The organism is Microbacterium psychrotolerans (assembly GCF_031085295.1).
Classification (GTDB): domain Bacteria; phylum Actinomycetota; class Actinomycetes; order Actinomycetales; family Microbacteriaceae; genus Microbacterium; species Microbacterium psychrotolerans.
In genome coordinates, this window is sequence record NZ_JAVFWO010000003.1 from 175,805 (window position 1) to 190,308 (window position 14,504).

The window sequence follows — 14,504 nt, forward strand, 5'->3', positions numbered from 1 at the left end:
GGATAGAGGACTAGAGATATGGCTATTCGCAAGTACAAGCCCACGACCCCGGGTCGCCGTGGCTCGTCGGTGGCCGACTTCGCCGAGATCACCCGATCGACGCCTGAGAAGTCGCTCCTCCGCCCGCTCAGCAAGACCGGTGGCCGCAACAACCAGGGCCGCATCACCACCCGTCACATCGGTGGTGGCCACAAGCGTCAGTACCGCGTCATCGACTTCCGTCGCAACGACAAGGACGGCGTGAACGCCAAGGTCGCTCACATCGAGTACGACCCCAACCGCACCGCGCGCATCGCGCTCCTGCACTACTTCGACGGCGAGAAGCGCTACATCCTCGCGCCGAACAAGCTGGCGCAGGGCGACATCGTCGAGTCGGGCGCGTCGGCTGACATCAAGCCGGGCAACAACCTGCCGCTGAAGAACATCCCCACCGGTACCGTGATCCACGCCATCGAGCTCCGCCCCGGCGGCGGCGCGAAGCTGGCGCGTTCGGCCGGTACGTCGGTTCGCCTCGTGGCGAAGGACGGCCCCTACGCCCAGCTGCGTCTGCCCTCGGGCGAGATCCGCAACGTCGACGCGCGCTGCCGCGCGACCGTCGGCGAGGTCGGCAACGCCGAGCAGTCGAACATCAACTGGGGCAAGGCCGGCCGCAACCGCTGGAAGGGCATCCGCCCGACCGTCCGCGGTGTCGCGATGAACCCCGTCGACCACCCGCACGGTGGTGGTGAGGGTAAGACCTCCGGTGGTCGTCACCCGGTTTCGCCGTGGGGTCAGGCCGAGGGCCGCACCCGTCACGCGAACAAGGAAAGCGACAAGTACATCGTCCGTCGTCGCAACGCCGGCAAGAAGCGGAAGTAGGAGTAGAGGAAGATGCCTCGCAGCCTTAAGAAGGGCCCCTTCGTCGACGAGCACCTGCTTCGCAAGGTCGTCGTCCAGAACGAAGCCGGCACCAAGAACGTCATCAAGACCTGGTCGCGCCGTTCGATGATCATCCCGGCCATGCTGGGTCACACCATCGCCGTGCACGACGGACGCAAGCACATCCCCGTGTTCGTGTCCGAGACCATGGTCGGCCACAAGCTGGGCGAGTTCGCGCCCACCCGCACCTTCCGCGGCCACGTGAAGGACGACAAGAAGGGCCGCCGCCGCTGACGCGGGGGCAGAGGAGAGAGAAATGGTGGAGTCCATCGCACGCGTGCGACACATCCGCGTGACCCCTCAGAAGGCTCGTCGTGTCGTTGCGCTCATCAAGGGCAAGCAGGCTGAGGAGGCCCTGGCCATCCTCAAGTTCGCACCGCAGGGTGCGAGCGAGCCGATCTACAAGCTCGTCGCCGCCGCGATCGCGAACGCTCGCGTCAAGGCGGACAAGGACGGCGAGTACCTGGACGAGCAGGACCTGTACGTGAAGAACGCGTACGTCGACGAGGGCACGACGCTCAAGCGTTTCCAGCCCCGCGCGCAGGGTCGTGCCTTCCAGATCAAGAAGCGCACCAGCCACATCACCGTCGTGCTCTCGACCCCTGAGGTCGCGGAGACGGCGCCGGCTGCCAAGAGCAAGAAGGCGAGCAAGTAATGGGACAGAAAGTCCACCCCTACGGCTTCCGCCTCGGCATCACGACCGACCACGTGTCGCGCTGGTTCTCGGACTCGACGAAGCCGGGTCAGCGTTACGCCGACTACGTCGCCGAGGACATCAAGATCCGCAAGCTCCTGCAGACCCAGCTCGACCGGGCCGGCGTGAGCAACATCGAGATCGAGCGCACCCGTGACCGCGTCCGCGTCGACATCCACACCGCCCGCCCGGGCATCGTGATCGGTCGTCGCGGCGCCGAGGCCGAGCGCATCCGCGCCGACCTCGAGAAGCTCACCGGCAAGCAGATCCAGCTGAACATCCTCGAGGTCAAGAACCCCGAGGCCGACGCTCAGCTCGTCGCGCAGGGCATCGCCGAGCAGCTCACCGCTCGCGTGGCGTTCCGCCGCGCGATGCGCAAGGGCCTGCAGGGCGCACAGCGCGCCGGCGCCAAGGGCGTCCGCATCCAGGTCTCCGGCCGCCTCGGCGGCGCCGAGATGAGCCGTTCGGAGTTCTACCGCGAGGGTCGTGTGCCGCTGCACACGCTGCGCGCGAACATCGACTACGGCTTCTACGAGGCGAAGACCACCTTCGGCCGCATCGGCGTGAAGGTCTGGATCTACAAGGGCGACCTCACCAACAAGGAGCTCGCTCGCGAGCAGGCGAACCAGAAGCCGGCGCGCGAGCGCGGCGACCGCCGTGGCCCCCGTAGCGACCGCGGTGACCGTGGTGACCGTCGCAACGAGGCCCCCGTCGCAGAAGGAGCATCGGCGTAATGCTTATTCCCCGCAAGGTCAAGTACCGCAAGCAGCACCACCCGGGTCGCTCCGGCCAGGCCACCGGCGGCACGAAGGTCTCCTTCGGCGAGTTCGGCATCCAGGCCCTCACGCCCGCGTATGTGACGAACCGTCAGATCGAGTCCGCTCGTATCGCGATGACCCGTCACATCAAGCGTGGCGGCAAGGTGTGGATCAACATCTACCCCGACCGTCCGCTCACCAAGAAGCCGGCCGAGACCCGCATGGGTTCCGGTAAGGGTTCGCCCGAGTGGTGGGTCGCAAACGTCAAGCCGGGTCGCGTCCTCTTCGAGGTCGCCGGCGTCAACGAGGAACTCGCTCGTGAGGCCCTGACCCGCGCTATCCACAAGCTGCCTCTCAAGGCACGCATCATCAAGCGCGAGGAGGGCGACGCGTAATGGCGATCGGCACCAAGACGCTCGCTCCGAGCGAGCTCGACACGTTCGAAGACCAGCGCCTCGTCGAGGAGCTGCGCAAGGCCAAGGAAGAGCTGTTCAACCTGCGCTTCCAGTCGGCCACCGGCCAGCTCGAGAGCCACGGCCGCATCCGTGCGGTCAAGCGCGACATCGCGCGGCTCTACACCGTGATCCGTGAGCGCGAGCTCGGCATCCGTGCCACGCCCGCTCCGCTGGAGACGGCGACGAAGGCGAAGAAGACGAAGGCCAAGAAGGCGGATGCCGCTGACGAGGCCGCGAAGGAAGAGGCCGAGTAATGGCTGACACGAAGAAGGCCGCCGACGCGGTCGAGACCAAGGGTCACGAGTCGTCCGAGCACGATGTGCGCGACGTCGACGCCCGCGGCTACCGCAAGGCCCGCCGCGGCTACGTCGTCAGCGACAAGATGGACAAGACCATCGTCGTCGAGGTCGAGGACCGCGTGAAGCACCCGCTCTACGGCAAGGTCATCCGCCGCACCTCCAAGGTGAAGGCGCACGACGAGGGCAACACGGCCGGCATCGGCGACCTCGTGCTCATCAACGAGACCCGCCCGCTGAGCGCCACGAAGCGCTGGCGTCTGGTCGAGATCCTGGAGAAGGCCAAGTGATTCAGAACGAGTCCCGCCTCAAGGTCGCCGACAACACAGGCGCCAAGGAGCTGCTCACCATCCGCGTTCTCGGTGGCTCGAACCGCCGTTACGCGGGTGTCGGTGACATCATCGTGGCGACTGTCAAGGACGCGATCCCCGGCGGCAACGTCAAGAAGGGCGACGTGGTCAAGGCCGTCGTCGTCCGCACCGTCAAGCAGACCCGTCGTGCAGACGGTTCGTACATCAAGTTCGACGAGAACGCCGCCGTGATCCTGAAGAGCGACGGGGAGCCCCGCGGCACCCGCATCTTCGGCCCGGTCGGCCGTGAGCTTCGCGACAAGAAGTTCATGAAGATCGTCTCGCTCGCACCGGAGGTGATCTGACCCCATGGCCAAGATCAAGAAGGGTGACCTGGTTCAGGTCCTCACTGGCAAGAAGCAGGACAAGGGCGGCGACCGCGGCAAGCAGGGCAAGGTCCTCGAGGTCCTCGCCGAGCAGAACCGCGTCATCGTCGAGGGCGTGAACTTCGTCACCAAGCACAACCGCGTCGGCCAGTCGCAGCGCGGCACCAAGACGGGCGGCATCGAGACGATGGAAGCCCCGATCCACATCTCCAACGTCGCGCTCGTCGACCCCTCGAGCAAGAAGCCGACCCGTGTCGGCCACCGTGTCGAGGAGCAGACGAAGGACGGCGTGAAGCGCACCGTCCGCGTGCGCTACGCGAAGAAGTCAGGCAAGGACCTCTGAACATGAGCACCACCACTGCCGTGGAGGCTGGCAAGATCCAGCCCCGCCTGAAGCAGAAGTACAACGGCGAGATCAAGAAGGCTCTGCAGGACGAGTTCGGCTACGCCAACGTCATGCAGACGCCCGGCCTGGTCAAGGTCGTCGTGAACACCGGTGTCGGCGAGGCGGCTCGCGACAGCAAGGTGATCGATGGCGCGGTCGACGACCTCACCAAGATCACCGGTCAGAAGCCGGTCGTGACCAAGGCCCGCAAGTCCATCGCACAGTTCAAGCTGCGCGAGGGTCAGGCCATCGGCGCGCACGTCACCCTCCGCGGTGACCGCGCGTGGGAGTTCATCGACCGCCTCGTCAACCTGGCGCTGCCGCGCATCCGCGACTTCCGTGGCCTGTCGGCCGCGCAGTTCGACGGTCACGGCAACTACACCTTCGGTCTCCAGGAGCAGTCCGTGTTCCACGAGATCAACCAGGACAAGATCGACCGCGTCCGCGGCTTCGACATCACCATCGTGACGTCGGCGAAGACGGATGCCGAGGGCCGCGCGCTTCTGCGCCACCTGGGCTTCCCGTTCAAGTCGGACGACGCGCAGGCGTGAGCTCGACGGATGCCGCGGCCGGCGCGCAGGCGGCGGCCGCGGCATCCGATCACACAACTGAATACGGCAATCATGGAAGGTCGTCTGGCGTGTAACGCCAGCCGAAACCTCGTGAACAAAGGAATCAACAAATGACAATGACAGACCCGGTCGCAGACATGCTGACCCGTCTGCGCAACGCGAACTCGGCGCACCACGACTCTGTGTCGCTGCCGAGCTCCAAGCTCAAGACCCACATCGCCGAGATCCTCAAGCAGGAGGGCTACATCTCCGCGTGGGAGATCAGCGACGCCCGCGTCGGCCAGACCCTCACGCTGACGCTCAAGTACGGCCCGAACCGCGAGCGGTCGATCGCCGGCATCAAGCGCGTCTCGAAGCCCGGTCTCCGCGTGTACGCGAAGTCCACCGAGATCCCCCGCGTCCTCGGCGGCCTCGGCGTCGCGATCCTGTCCACCTCCTCCGGTCTTCTCACCGACCGTCAGGCAGAGCAGAAGGGCGTGGGTGGGGAAGTCCTCGCCTACGTGTGGTGATCTGACATGTCGCGAATCGGTCGTCTTCCGATCGACATCCCCGCCGGCGTGACCATTTCGGTCGAGGGCCAGGATGTCGCCGTCAAGGGCCCCAAGGGCGAGCTCGCGCTCACCGTGGCCCGTCCCATCGAAGTCAAGGTCGAAGAGGGCCAGGTCATCGTGACCCGTCCCGACGACGAGCGCGCCTCGCGTTCGCTGCACGGCCTGACCCGCACGCTCATCAACAACAACATCATCGGTGTCACCCAGGGCTACACCAAGGGTCTTGAGGTCGTCGGCACGGGCTACCGTGTCGCGCAGAAGGGCACGGCGGTCGAGTTCGCTCTCGGCTTCTCGCACCCCGTTCTCGTCGAGCCCCCCGCTGGCATCACCCTGACCGTCGAGGGCAACAACAAGCTCACGGTCAGCGGCATCGACAAGCAGGCCGTCGGCGAGGCCGCGGCCAACATCCGCAAGATCCGCAAGCCCGAGCCGTACAAGGGCAAGGGTGTGCGTTACGCCGGCGAGGTCGTTCGGCGCAAGGCCGGAAAGGCTGGTAAGTAACCATGGCTGTGAAGTCGAAGTCCGACGCGCGCGCGCGTCGTCACGCCCGCCTTCGCAAGAAGGTCGTCGGCACCCCCGAGCGTCCGCGCCTGGTCGTCACGCGCTCGGCACGCCACGTCTTCGTGCAGATCGTCGACGACAGCAAGGGCCACACCCTGGCCTCGGCGTCGACGCTCGAGACCGACCTGCGCACGTCCGACGCTGACAAGACCGCCAAGGCACGCAAGGTCGGCGAGCTCCTCGCGGAGCGCGCCAAGGCCGCCGGTGTCTCGGATGTCGTGTTCGACCGTGGCGGCAACCGCTATGCGGGCCGTGTCGCGGCGATCGCCGACGGCGCCCGCGAGGGAGGTCTGAACCTGTGAGTGACAACAAGGAGAACATCGTGACCGAGCAGGCAGCTGCCGAGGCTCCGGCCGAGGCCGCCGCGACGGCGCCCGCCGAGCGCGAGCGCGAGCCGCGCCGCGGTGGACGCGAGCGCAACCAGACCCGCGGTGACCGCGGTGGCCGCGACCGCAACGAGAGCCAGTTCCTCGAGCGCGTCGTCACCATCAACCGCGTCTCGAAGGTCGTCAAGGGTGGTCGTCGCTTCAGCTTCACCGCGCTCGTCGTCGTCGGCGACGGCAATGGTGTGGTCGGCGTCGGCTACGGCAAGGCCCGCGAGGTGCCCCTGGCGATCTCGAAGGGCGTCGAAGAGGCCAAGCGGAACTTCTTCCGCGTGCCGCGCGTCGGCTCGACCATCCCGCACCCGGTGCAGGGTGAGGCCGCTGCCGGTGTGGTGCTCCTGCGTCCGGCCGCCGCCGGTACCGGTGTCATCGCCGGTGGTCCGGTGCGTGCCGTGCTCGAGTGCGCCGGCATCCACGACGTGCTGTCGAAGTCGCTCGGCTCGTCGAACACGATCAACATCGTCCACGCGACGGTGGAGGCCCTGAAGCAGCTCGAGGAGCCCCGTGCGGTCGCCGCGCGTCGCGGTCTCGACTTCGATCAGGTCGCCCCCGCCCGTCTCGTCCGTGCCGAGGCTGAGGCCGCGGCCGCTGCGAAGGCAGGTGTCTGATGGCTGCGCGTCTGAAGGTCACGCAGGTCAAGTCCAAGGTGAGCGAGAAGCAGAACCAGCGCGACACGCTGCGTTCGCTCGGTCTGAAGCGGATCGGCGACTCGGTCGTCCGTCCCGACGACGCGCAGACGCGCGGTTACGTGCGGACCGTCGCCCACCTCGTGAAGGTTGAGGAGATCGACTGATGGCTGAAAAGGCCGAGAAGAACGAAGCCGTCGCGGCTGAGGCGCCCAAGAAGGCTCCCGCCAAGAAGGCCCCCGCCAAGAAGGATGCCGCCAAGAAGGATGCAGCCCCCAAGGCTGCCGCCTCGAAGAAGGCTGCTCCCAAGAAGGACGCCCCGGCTGCGCGCCCGGGCGTGCTGAAGGTGCACCACCTTCGTCCGGTCCCCGGCTCCAACACTGCGAAGACCCGTGTCGGTCGCGGTGAGGGCTCGAAGGGCAAGACCGCGGGTCGCGGTACCAAGGGTACGAAGGCCCGCTACCAGGTCAAGGTCGGCTTCGAGGGTGGGCAGATGCCGCTGCACATGCGCACCCCGAAGCTCCGCGGCTTCAAGAACCCGTTCCGCGTGGAGTACCAGGTCGTGAACCTGGACAAGCTCGCGGAGCTGTACCCGGCCGGTGGCGACGTCACCGTCGGCGACCTGGTCGCCAAGGGTGCAGTGCGCAAGAACGAGAAGGTCAAGGTGCTCGGCACCGGCGACATCTCGGTGAAGCTCACCGTGTCGGTCGACAAGGTCTCGGGTTCCGCCGAGCAGAAGATCGTCGCCGCGGGCGGCACCGTCAAGTAATACGCGCACAGTGGGGGTCGGAGCTTGCTCCGGCCCCCACTGGGTTACCCTGGACGTCGGCACGTCTGCGTGCCGACGCCCCCTCTGGAGGAATCCTCTTGTTCAGCGCCATCGCGCGGATCTTCCGCACACCCGACCTGCGGCGGAAGATCGCATTCACCCTGGCGATCATCGCCCTGTACCGCTTCGGTGCGCACATCCCGGCGCCGTTCGTCGACTTCCCGAACGTGCAGACCTGTCTGCGGGCGTCCGCGGGCACCGAGGGACTGCTGTCGCTGGTCAACCTCTTCTCGGGCGGCGCACTGCTGCAGCTGTCCATCTTCGCGCTGGGCGTCATGCCGTACATCACGGCCACGATCATCGTGCAGCTGCTGCGCGTGGTCATCCCGCACTTCGAGACCCTTTACAAGGAGGGTCAGTCGGGCCAGGCGCGCCTGACGCAGTACACCCGTTACCTCACGATCGCGCTGGCGCTCCTGCAGTCGACGACGCTCGTCACCGTGGCCCGCAGCGGCCAGCTCTTCGGGACCACCGGTGTTCCCGAGTGCGAGCAGCTCCTCACCAATGACGTGTGGTGGGCCCAGCTCCTGATGATCATCACGATGACCGCCGGCACCGGCCTCATCATGTGGTTCGCCGAGCTCGTCACCGAGCGCGGCATCGGCAACGGCATGTCGCTGCTGATCTTCACCTCGATCGCCGCGGCGTTCCCCGCCTCGATGTGGGCGATCTGGCAGTCCAAGGGCTTCGAGGTCTTCCTGCTCGTCCTCGCGGTCGGCATCGTCGTGGTCGCGCTCGTGGTCTACGTCGAGCAGTCCCAGCGCCGCATCCCGGTTCAGTACGCGAAGCGCATGGTGGGTCGCCGCACGTACGGCGGAACGAACACGTACATCCCGATCAAGGTGAACATGGCCGGCGTCGTGCCCGTCATCTTCGCGTCGTCGCTGCTGTACATCCCCGCCCTCATCGCGCAGTTCAACCAGCCGCAGGCGGGCGAAGAGGTGCCGGCCTGGGTCGCCTGGATCCAGCTGTACCTCGTGCGCGGCGACCACCCGCTGTACATGGCGCTCTACTTCCTGCTCATCGTCGGGTTCACCTACTTCTACGTCGCGATCACGTTCAACCCGGTCGAGGTCGCCGACAACATGAAGAAGTACGGCGGCTTCATCCCCGGCATCCGTGCGGGCCGTCCGACGGCCGAGTACCTCGACTACGTGCTGACGCGCATCACGCTCCCGGGCTCGATCTACCTGGGTCTGATCGCACTGCTGCCGCTGATCGCCCTCGCCACGGTCGGCGCCAACCAGAACTTCCCGTTCGGCGGCGCCTCGATCCTCATCATCGTCGGCGTCGGCCTCGAGACGGTGAAGCAGATCGACGCACAGCTCCAGCAGCGTCACTACGAAGGGCTTCTCCGATGACCCGTCTCCTCATCGTCGGACCGCAGGGCTCCGGCAAGGGCACCCAGGGCACCCGCATCGCGGAGGCGTTCGGGATCCTGACCGTCTCGACCGGCGACGTCTTCCGCGGCGCCGTGTCGGCGGGCACCGAGCTCGGCCAGCAGGTGAAGGCCATCATCGAGGCCGGGGACCTCGTCCCCGACGAGCTGACGAGCGCGGTCGTGCGCGACCGCCTCTCGCAGCAGGATGCCGCTGACGGGTTCCTCCTCGACGGCTATCCCCGCAACGTCGCCCAGGTCATGCACCTCGACGAGTTCCTCGAGGGCCGCGATGAGCAGCTCGACGCCGTCATCGAGCTGGACGTGCCGCGCGACGTGAGCATCTCCCGCATCTCGCTGCGCGCCGCCGAGCAGGGCCGCAGCGACGACACCGAAGAGGTCATCGCCAACCGTCTCGCGATCTACGAGCGCGAGACGGCGCCGATCCTCGACGTGTACCGCACGCGTGGCATCGTCGACCGCATCGACGGCGTCGGCTCGCTCGACGAGATCACCGACCGCATCATCGCGGCGCTGGAAGCGCGCGGCCTCAACCGCGCCGCCGCCGCCTGATCCCGTGTCGCTGCGCCGTTCGATCTACAAGTCGCCCGCCCAGCTGCGGGCGATGGTCGAGCCCGGACTCATCACGGCCGCGGCGCTCGATGCCGCACGCAGCCTGATCGCCCCGGGCGTGACGACGGCGGAACTGGATGCCGCGGCATCCGCTCTCATCACCTCCCGCGGGGCGAAGTCGAACTTCCAGATGGTGCGCGGGTACCGCCACACCATCTGCGCCTCGGTCAACGAAGAGGTCGTGCACGGCATCCCGGGCGAGCGGGTTCTCGCCCCCGGCGACATCGTGTCGATCGACGCGGGAGCTGAGTACAAGGGCTGGAACGGCGATTCGGCGTTCACCTTCGTACTGCCCGACGACTCCCGACCCGAGGTCGTGGCGGAGCGCCGGCAGCTCTCCGACGTGACCGAGGGATCGCTGTGGGCCGGCATCGCCGCGCTGGCGTCGGCGAAGCACATCGGCGAGATCGGCACGGCCGTGCAGCAGTACATCGAGGCGAACTCGCCGGAGTCCGGGACCTACGGCATCCTGCGCGAGTACGTGGGGCACGGCATCGGCCGCAAGATGCACGAGTCGCCCTCGGTCTTCAACTACCGGGTCCCGGATCCGGGGCCGGAGGTGCGCCCGGGACTCGTGCTCGCGATCGAGCCGATGGTCGTGATCGGCGACCAGGCCACGTTCGTCGAGGACGACGGCTGGACGGTCTCGACGCTCGACGGCACGGCGGGCTCCCACTGGGAGCACAGCGTGGCCGTGCACGAAGACGGAATCTGGGTGCTCACGGCACCCGACGGCGGTGCCGCGGGTCTTGCGCCCTTCGGCGTGACCCCGCGCGAGATCGCCTAGGAGGCGCGAGATGGCACAGGCAGCACGCAAGACCAACTGGTTCGCGATCTGGGTGACGGCGGGCGTCGTGGTCGCCCTCGTGCTCGTCGTCGTCCTCGTGGTGACGCTGAACAACGCGGCGACGCCCAAGCCGCTGCCCACCGACGTCAACCCGCCGTCGGCATCGGGCATCGACAGCGAGACCGGAGCCATCCTCGTCGGCGACGGCGAGGACCGCCTCGACACCTACATCGACTTCATGTGCCCCGTCTGCAACCAGTTCGAGCAGGTGTACGGCGCGGAGATCGAGGGGATGGTCGACGACGGCAGCATCACGCTCGGCATCCATCCGATCTCGATCCTCGACAGGCAGTCGAACGGCACCCAGTACTCCACGCGCGCGGCGAACGCCGCGTACTGCGTCGCGGCCGCAGACCCCGAAGCGTCGCTGCCGTTCCTGCAGGCGATGTTCGAGAACCAGCCCGCCGAAGGATCCTCGGGGCTGAAGAACAGCGAGATCCTCGACATCGCGGCCGGCGTCGGGGTGACAGGCATCGACTCGTGCGTCAACGACGGCACCTACGCCGGTTTCGTGACCGCGATGACCGAGCAGACGCCGATCCAGCCCGGCTCGCAGGGCATCGGCACGCCGACCATCGTCGTCAACGGCGAGGTCATCGCGAACTCGTCGCTGCCCGAGCCGGGTCAGCTCGCGACGCTCTTCGGCTGACAGTGAGAGCGGCGGCGCCAATTTGCCGCGGCATCCACTATCACGTATGCTTGATCTTTGGTGCGTTGCGCCTTCATTGGCGTGTCGTAGCACCGAACCCCATCCACCGCAGACCGACCGGTCTGCACAAGTGTTAGCGAGCGTATGGCGAAGAAAGACGGTGTCATCGAGATCGAGGGCGTCGTGTCCGAGGCGCTGCCCAACGCGATGTTCCGCGTTGAGCTGTCGAACGGACACAAGGTTCTTGCCACGATCTCAGGCAAGATGCGGCAGAACTACATCCGCATCATCCCCGAGGACCGTGTCGTCGTGGAGCTGTCGCCCTACGACCTCACCCGCGGGCGCATCGTCTACCGCTACCGCTAGACCGGTCGAGAAGTAACGCCCCAGGCGTGTCCGGAAGGTCACACCTGCCCGGCGAAGACAGCGAAACAGGAAAGAACATGAAGGTCAACCCCTCCGTCAAGCCCATCTGCGACCACTGCAAGGTCATCCGCCGCCACGGTCGCGTCATGGTGATCTGCAAGAGCAACCCGCGTCACAAGCAGCGCCAGGGCTGATCGGATGCTGCGCCCGGCGCAGCCCGATGACTCACAACTGAACACATCACAGGCAGGATCAGAACCTCTCCGGAGGGGACACCTCGGGCGGAGGCCCGGGCACCGATCCTGCTCCACACCTCCACTCACTCCACAGGAGAAACCGCATGGCACGTCTTGCCGGCGTTGACATCCCGCGCGACAAGCGCGTGGTGATCGCCCTCACGTACATCTACGGCGTCGGTCGTACCCGCTCGAACGAGATCCTCGCAGCGACGGAGATCGACGAGAACATCCGCGTCAAGGACCTCAGCGACGACCAGCTCATCGCACTCCGCGACTACATCGAAGGCAACTACAAGGTCGAGGGCGATCTTCGCCGCGAGGTTGCCGCCGACATCCGCCGCAAGGTCGAGATCGGCTCCTACGAGGGCCTGCGCCACCGCCGCGGCCTCCCGGTGCGCGGTCAGCGCACGAAGACGAACGCTCGTACCCGCAAGGGCCCGAAGCGCACCGTCGCCGGCAAGAAGAAGGCGCGCTAGGCCTCCGCCGGCGCCCCAAGGATTCAGGGAGAAAACGCACATGGCACAGGCCAAGTCCGCCGCGCGCAAGCCGCGCCGCAAGGAGAAGAAGAACATCGCGCTGGGCCAGGCCCACATCAAGTCGACGTTCAACAACACGATCGTCTCGATCACCGACCCGTCGGGCGCCGTCATCAGCTGGGCGTCGTCGGGTGGCGTGGGCTTCAAGGGCTCGCGCAAGTCCACGCCGTACGCCGCCGGCATGGCCGCGGAGTCCGCTGCCCGCCAGGCGCAGGAGCACGGCGTCAAGAAGGTCGACGTCTTCGTGAAGGGCCCGGGCTCGGGTCGCGAGACCGCGATCCGCTCGCTCACGGCCGCAGGCCTCGAGGTCGGCTCGATCCAGGACGTGACGCCGCAGGCCCACAACGGCTGCCGTCCGCCGAAGCGCCGCCGCGTCTGACATCTCTTTTCACGGATGCCGGAGCCCCCGCCAGCGCGGGCGGCTCCGGCATCCCACGAGTAAAACTCAACACCTCACCCACCGCACGTGTCATATAGCGGGCACGTGATCGAAAGGAACACATAGTGCTCATCGCACAGCGTCCCACTCTGACCGAGGAGAAGATCGGGGAGTTCCGCAGCCGTTTCGTCATCGAGCCGCTGGAGCCCGGCTTCGGTTACACGATCGGCAACGCGCTGCGTCGCAGCCTCCTGTCGTCCATCCCTGGTGCCGCAGTGACGTCGATCCGCATCGACGGCGTCCTCCACGAGTTCAGCACCATCCCGGGTGTCAAGGAGGATGTCACCGAGATCATCCTCAACATCAAGCAGCTGGTCGTCTCCAGCGAGCGCGACGAGCCCATCACCGCGTACCTGCGCAAGACCGGCGCCGGTGAGGTCACCGCCGCCGACATCTCCGCGCCGGCCGGTGTCGAGGTGCACAACCCCGAGCTCGTCATCGCGACGCTCAACGACACCGCCAAGTTCGAGCTCGAGCTCACCATCGAGCGTGGCCGCGGCTACGTCTCGGCGACGCAGAACCGCAACGAGTACGCCGAGGCCGGCCAGATCCCGGTCGACTCGATCTACTCGCCGGTGCTGAAGGTCTCGTACCGCGTCGACGCGACGCGTGCCGGTGAGCGCACCGACTTCGACAAGCTCGTGCTGGATGTCGAGACCAAGTCCTCGATCGCCCCGCGCGACGCCGTCGCCTCGGCCGGTCGCACGCTGACGGAGCTCTTCGGCCTGGCCCGCGAGCTCAACGTCGAAGCCGAGGGCATCGAGATCGGCCCGGCGCCGGTCGAGACCGTCCTCTCGAACGAGCTGTCGATGCCGATCGAGGATCTCGACCTGTCGGTGCGTTCGTACAACTGCCTCAAGCGCGAGGGCATCAACACCGTGTCGGAGCTTGTCGCCCTCTCGGAGACGCAGCTCATGAACATCCGCAACTTCGGTCAGAAGTCGGTCGACGAGGTGCGCGACAAGCTCGTCTCGCTCGGCCTGTCGCTGAAGGACTCGGTTCCCGGGTTCGACGGCGCGCACTTCTACGGCGGCTACGACGACGAGACCGTCTGAGTTCCGGACCCCCCGAATCTGATCCTGGAGTAACAAAGAATGCCCAAGCCCACGAAGGGTCCCCGCCTCGGAGGCGGCCCCGCCCACGAGCGTCTGCTGCTTGCGAACCTGGCCGCTGCGCTGTTCACCCACAAGTCGATCAAGACGACCGAGACCAAGGCCAAGCGCCTGCGTCCGCTCGCCGAGCGCCTCATCACGTTCGCGAAGCGCGGCGACCTGCACGCGCGTCGTCGCGTGCTGTCGGTCATCGGTGACAAGTCGGTCGTGCACGAGCTCTTCACCGAGATCGCGCCGCTGGTCGCGGACCGTGAGGGCGGCTACACCCGCATCACGAAGGTCGGCAACCGCAAGGGCGACAACGCGCCCATGGCCGTCATCGAGCTCGTCCTCGAGCCCGTGACGAAGAAGCCGTCCGCGAAGAAGGCGGCTGCCGCCAAGGCCGCTCCGGTCGCCGAGGAGGCTCCCGTCGAGGACGCCGCCGAGGAGACCCCCGCCACCGACGAGGCCGCCGAAGCCGGCGCCGAGTCGCAGGAGGAGGGCGCCGCCGCCGAGGCTGCTGCCGAGGACGCCGTCGAGGCTCCCGCCGAGGAGAAGTCCGAGTAATCGGTCACCCTTCGCATCGCGAGACCCGCCACCCACTGGGTGGCGGGTCTCGCTG

General features: G+C 67.0%; 26 protein-coding genes. All 26 read left to right on the forward strand.

Annotated features, from left to right (window positions below):
* Positions 1 to 18 precede the first annotated feature (18 nt).
* Positions 19 to 858 carry a 50S ribosomal protein L2 gene (gene rplB / locus Q9R08_RS09890; protein ID WP_194414505.1) on the forward strand — a complete coding sequence of 280 codons (840 nt, stop codon included), beginning with the start codon at positions 19 to 21 and terminating at the stop codon, positions 856 to 858.
* Positions 859 to 870: 12 nt separating this feature from the next.
* On the forward strand, positions 871 to 1,152 hold the full coding sequence (rpsS, locus tag Q9R08_RS09895; protein ID WP_045275479.1) for a 30S ribosomal protein S19: 282 nt from the start codon (positions 871 to 873) through the stop codon (positions 1,150 to 1,152).
* Positions 1,153 to 1,174: 22 nt separating this feature from the next.
* The gene (gene rplV / locus Q9R08_RS09900; protein WP_045301488.1) at positions 1,175 to 1,573 is read left to right on the forward strand and encodes a 50S ribosomal protein L22; all 399 of its coding nucleotides are present in this window, start codon (positions 1,175 to 1,177) and stop codon (positions 1,571 to 1,573) included.
* A complete protein-coding gene (gene rpsC, locus Q9R08_RS09905; RefSeq protein ID WP_308867844.1) occupies positions 1,573 to 2,346 on the forward strand; it encodes a 30S ribosomal protein S3 in 774 nt (257 codons plus the stop codon). The genes rplV and rpsC overlap by 1 nt, the downstream gene beginning before the upstream one ends.
* On the forward strand, positions 2,346 to 2,765 hold the full coding sequence (gene rplP / locus Q9R08_RS09910; RefSeq protein ID WP_018171451.1) for a 50S ribosomal protein L16: 420 nt from the start codon (positions 2,346 to 2,348) through the stop codon (positions 2,763 to 2,765). Before rpsC ends, rplP begins: the two co-directional genes overlap by 1 nt.
* Entirely contained in the window at positions 2,765 to 3,079 is a 315-nt protein-coding gene (gene rpmC, locus Q9R08_RS09915) for a 50S ribosomal protein L29 (RefSeq protein WP_045301493.1), read from the forward strand. Before rplP ends, rpmC begins: the two co-directional genes overlap by 1 nt.
* On the forward strand, positions 3,079 to 3,411 hold the full coding sequence (gene rpsQ, locus Q9R08_RS09920; RefSeq protein ID WP_163618853.1) for a 30S ribosomal protein S17: 333 nt from the start codon (positions 3,079 to 3,081) through the stop codon (positions 3,409 to 3,411). Before rpmC ends, rpsQ begins: the two co-directional genes overlap by 1 nt.
* Positions 3,408 to 3,776 (forward strand): 50S ribosomal protein L14, encoded by a 369-nt coding sequence (rplN, locus tag Q9R08_RS09925; RefSeq protein WP_308867846.1) that lies wholly within the window; start codon positions 3,408 to 3,410, stop codon positions 3,774 to 3,776. Before rpsQ ends, rplN begins: the two co-directional genes overlap by 4 nt.
* Positions 3,777 to 3,780: 4 nt before the next feature.
* Positions 3,781 to 4,140 (forward strand): 50S ribosomal protein L24, encoded by a 360-nt coding sequence (rplX, locus tag Q9R08_RS09930; protein ID WP_308867847.1) that lies wholly within the window; start codon positions 3,781 to 3,783, stop codon positions 4,138 to 4,140.
* A gap of 2 nt (positions 4,141 to 4,142) precedes the next feature.
* A complete protein-coding gene (rplE, locus tag Q9R08_RS09935) occupies positions 4,143 to 4,733 on the forward strand; it encodes a 50S ribosomal protein L5 (protein WP_308867848.1) in 591 nt (196 codons plus the stop codon).
* A gap of 131 nt (positions 4,734 to 4,864) precedes the next feature.
* Positions 4,865 to 5,263 carry a 30S ribosomal protein S8 gene (rpsH, locus tag Q9R08_RS09940; protein ID WP_308867849.1) on the forward strand — a complete coding sequence of 133 codons (399 nt, stop codon included), beginning with the start codon at positions 4,865 to 4,867 and terminating at the stop codon, positions 5,261 to 5,263.
* 6 nt (positions 5,264 to 5,269) lie between these two features.
* The gene (rplF, locus tag Q9R08_RS09945) at positions 5,270 to 5,806 is read left to right on the forward strand and encodes a 50S ribosomal protein L6 (RefSeq protein ID WP_308867850.1); all 537 of its coding nucleotides are present in this window, start codon (positions 5,270 to 5,272) and stop codon (positions 5,804 to 5,806) included.
* A gap of 2 nt (positions 5,807 to 5,808) precedes the next feature.
* Complete coding sequence (gene rplR / locus Q9R08_RS09950) at positions 5,809 to 6,168, forward strand: 50S ribosomal protein L18 (protein ID WP_018171459.1); 360 nt, start codon at positions 5,809 to 5,811, stop codon at positions 6,166 to 6,168.
* On the forward strand, positions 6,165 to 6,857 hold the full coding sequence (gene rpsE / locus Q9R08_RS09955) for a 30S ribosomal protein S5 (protein WP_194414495.1): 693 nt from the start codon (positions 6,165 to 6,167) through the stop codon (positions 6,855 to 6,857). The genes rplR and rpsE overlap by 4 nt, the downstream gene beginning before the upstream one ends.
* Complete coding sequence (gene rpmD / locus Q9R08_RS09960; protein ID WP_018171461.1) at positions 6,857 to 7,042, forward strand: 50S ribosomal protein L30; 186 nt, start codon at positions 6,857 to 6,859, stop codon at positions 7,040 to 7,042. Before rpsE ends, rpmD begins: the two co-directional genes overlap by 1 nt.
* A complete protein-coding gene (rplO, locus tag Q9R08_RS09965; RefSeq protein WP_308867851.1) occupies positions 7,042 to 7,644 on the forward strand; it encodes a 50S ribosomal protein L15 in 603 nt (200 codons plus the stop codon). Before rpmD ends, rplO begins: the two co-directional genes overlap by 1 nt.
* Positions 7,645 to 7,742: 98 nt before the next feature.
* Complete coding sequence (secY, locus tag Q9R08_RS09970) at positions 7,743 to 9,065, forward strand: preprotein translocase subunit SecY (protein ID WP_308867852.1); 1,323 nt, start codon at positions 7,743 to 7,745, stop codon at positions 9,063 to 9,065.
* Positions 9,062 to 9,655, forward strand: coding sequence for an adenylate kinase (locus Q9R08_RS09975; RefSeq protein ID WP_308867853.1), 594 nt, complete (start codon positions 9,062 to 9,064; stop codon positions 9,653 to 9,655). The genes secY and Q9R08_RS09975 overlap by 4 nt, the downstream gene beginning before the upstream one ends.
* 4 nt (positions 9,656 to 9,659) lie before the next feature.
* Positions 9,660 to 10,502 carry a type I methionyl aminopeptidase gene (map, locus tag Q9R08_RS09980; RefSeq protein WP_308867854.1) on the forward strand — a complete coding sequence of 281 codons (843 nt, stop codon included), beginning with the start codon at positions 9,660 to 9,662 and terminating at the stop codon, positions 10,500 to 10,502.
* 10 nt (positions 10,503 to 10,512) lie between these two features.
* Complete coding sequence (locus tag Q9R08_RS09985) at positions 10,513 to 11,211, forward strand: DsbA family protein (protein WP_308867855.1); 699 nt, start codon at positions 10,513 to 10,515, stop codon at positions 11,209 to 11,211.
* 144 nt (positions 11,212 to 11,355) lie between these two features.
* Complete coding sequence (gene infA, locus Q9R08_RS09990; protein WP_018171468.1) at positions 11,356 to 11,577, forward strand: translation initiation factor IF-1; 222 nt, start codon at positions 11,356 to 11,358, stop codon at positions 11,575 to 11,577.
* Positions 11,578 to 11,654: 77 nt separating this feature from the next.
* Positions 11,655 to 11,771 (forward strand): 50S ribosomal protein L36, encoded by a 117-nt coding sequence (gene rpmJ, locus Q9R08_RS09995; protein ID WP_005050492.1) that lies wholly within the window; start codon positions 11,655 to 11,657, stop codon positions 11,769 to 11,771.
* A gap of 146 nt (positions 11,772 to 11,917) precedes the next feature.
* The gene (gene rpsM, locus Q9R08_RS10000; protein WP_045301516.1) at positions 11,918 to 12,292 is read left to right on the forward strand and encodes a 30S ribosomal protein S13; all 375 of its coding nucleotides are present in this window, start codon (positions 11,918 to 11,920) and stop codon (positions 12,290 to 12,292) included.
* A 40-nt stretch (positions 12,293 to 12,332) separates the two neighbouring features.
* The gene (rpsK, locus tag Q9R08_RS10005; RefSeq protein WP_018171470.1) at positions 12,333 to 12,731 is read left to right on the forward strand and encodes a 30S ribosomal protein S11; all 399 of its coding nucleotides are present in this window, start codon (positions 12,333 to 12,335) and stop codon (positions 12,729 to 12,731) included.
* 125 nt (positions 12,732 to 12,856) lie between these two features.
* Positions 12,857 to 13,846: a DNA-directed RNA polymerase subunit alpha gene (locus Q9R08_RS10010; RefSeq protein WP_116194480.1), complete on the forward strand. Its 990-nt coding sequence runs from the start codon at positions 12,857 to 12,859 to the stop codon at positions 13,844 to 13,846.
* A gap of 39 nt (positions 13,847 to 13,885) precedes the next feature.
* The gene (gene rplQ, locus Q9R08_RS10015; RefSeq protein ID WP_308867856.1) at positions 13,886 to 14,449 is read left to right on the forward strand and encodes a 50S ribosomal protein L17; all 564 of its coding nucleotides are present in this window, start codon (positions 13,886 to 13,888) and stop codon (positions 14,447 to 14,449) included.
* Positions 14,450 to 14,504: the final 55 nt, after the last annotated feature.

Excerpts from the sequence above, each read along its gene's own strand:
- rplB (WP_194414505.1), top strand. The coding sequence starts at position 19 with ATGGCTATTCGCAAGTACAAGCCCACGACCCCGGGTCGCCGTGGCTCG.
- rpsS (WP_045275479.1), top strand. The coding sequence starts at position 871 with ATGCCTCGCAGCCTTAAGAAGGGCCCCTTCGTCGACGAGCACCTGCTT.
- rplV (WP_045301488.1), top strand. The coding sequence starts at position 1,175 with ATGGTGGAGTCCATCGCACGCGTGCGACACATCCGCGTGACCCCTCAG.
- rpsC (WP_308867844.1), top strand. The coding sequence starts at position 1,573 with ATGGGACAGAAAGTCCACCCCTACGGCTTCCGCCTCGGCATCACGACC.
- rplP (WP_018171451.1), top strand. The coding sequence starts at position 2,346 with ATGCTTATTCCCCGCAAGGTCAAGTACCGCAAGCAGCACCACCCGGGT.
- rpmC (WP_045301493.1), top strand. The coding sequence starts at position 2,765 with ATGGCGATCGGCACCAAGACGCTCGCTCCGAGCGAGCTCGACACGTTC.
- rpsQ (WP_163618853.1), top strand. The coding sequence starts at position 3,079 with ATGGCTGACACGAAGAAGGCCGCCGACGCGGTCGAGACCAAGGGTCAC.
- rplX (WP_308867847.1), top strand. The coding sequence starts at position 3,781 with ATGGCCAAGATCAAGAAGGGTGACCTGGTTCAGGTCCTCACTGGCAAG.
- rplE (WP_308867848.1), top strand. The coding sequence starts at position 4,143 with ATGAGCACCACCACTGCCGTGGAGGCTGGCAAGATCCAGCCCCGCCTG.
- rpsH (WP_308867849.1), top strand. The coding sequence starts at position 4,865 with ATGACAATGACAGACCCGGTCGCAGACATGCTGACCCGTCTGCGCAAC.
- rplF (WP_308867850.1), top strand. The coding sequence starts at position 5,270 with ATGTCGCGAATCGGTCGTCTTCCGATCGACATCCCCGCCGGCGTGACC.
- rplR (WP_018171459.1), top strand. The coding sequence starts at position 5,809 with ATGGCTGTGAAGTCGAAGTCCGACGCGCGCGCGCGTCGTCACGCCCGC.
- rpmD (WP_018171461.1), top strand. The coding sequence starts at position 6,857 with ATGGCTGCGCGTCTGAAGGTCACGCAGGTCAAGTCCAAGGTGAGCGAG.
- rplO (WP_308867851.1), top strand. The coding sequence starts at position 7,042 with ATGGCTGAAAAGGCCGAGAAGAACGAAGCCGTCGCGGCTGAGGCGCCC.
- Q9R08_RS09975 (WP_308867853.1), top strand. The coding sequence starts at position 9,062 with ATGACCCGTCTCCTCATCGTCGGACCGCAGGGCTCCGGCAAGGGCACC.
- Q9R08_RS09985 (WP_308867855.1), top strand. The coding sequence starts at position 10,513 with ATGGCACAGGCAGCACGCAAGACCAACTGGTTCGCGATCTGGGTGACG.
- infA (WP_018171468.1), top strand. The coding sequence starts at position 11,356 with ATGGCGAAGAAAGACGGTGTCATCGAGATCGAGGGCGTCGTGTCCGAG.
- rpmJ (WP_005050492.1), top strand. The coding sequence starts at position 11,655 with ATGAAGGTCAACCCCTCCGTCAAGCCCATCTGCGACCACTGCAAGGTC.
- rpsM (WP_045301516.1), top strand. The coding sequence starts at position 11,918 with ATGGCACGTCTTGCCGGCGTTGACATCCCGCGCGACAAGCGCGTGGTG.
- rpsK (WP_018171470.1), top strand. The coding sequence starts at position 12,333 with ATGGCACAGGCCAAGTCCGCCGCGCGCAAGCCGCGCCGCAAGGAGAAG.
- rplQ (WP_308867856.1), top strand. The coding sequence starts at position 13,886 with ATGCCCAAGCCCACGAAGGGTCCCCGCCTCGGAGGCGGCCCCGCCCAC.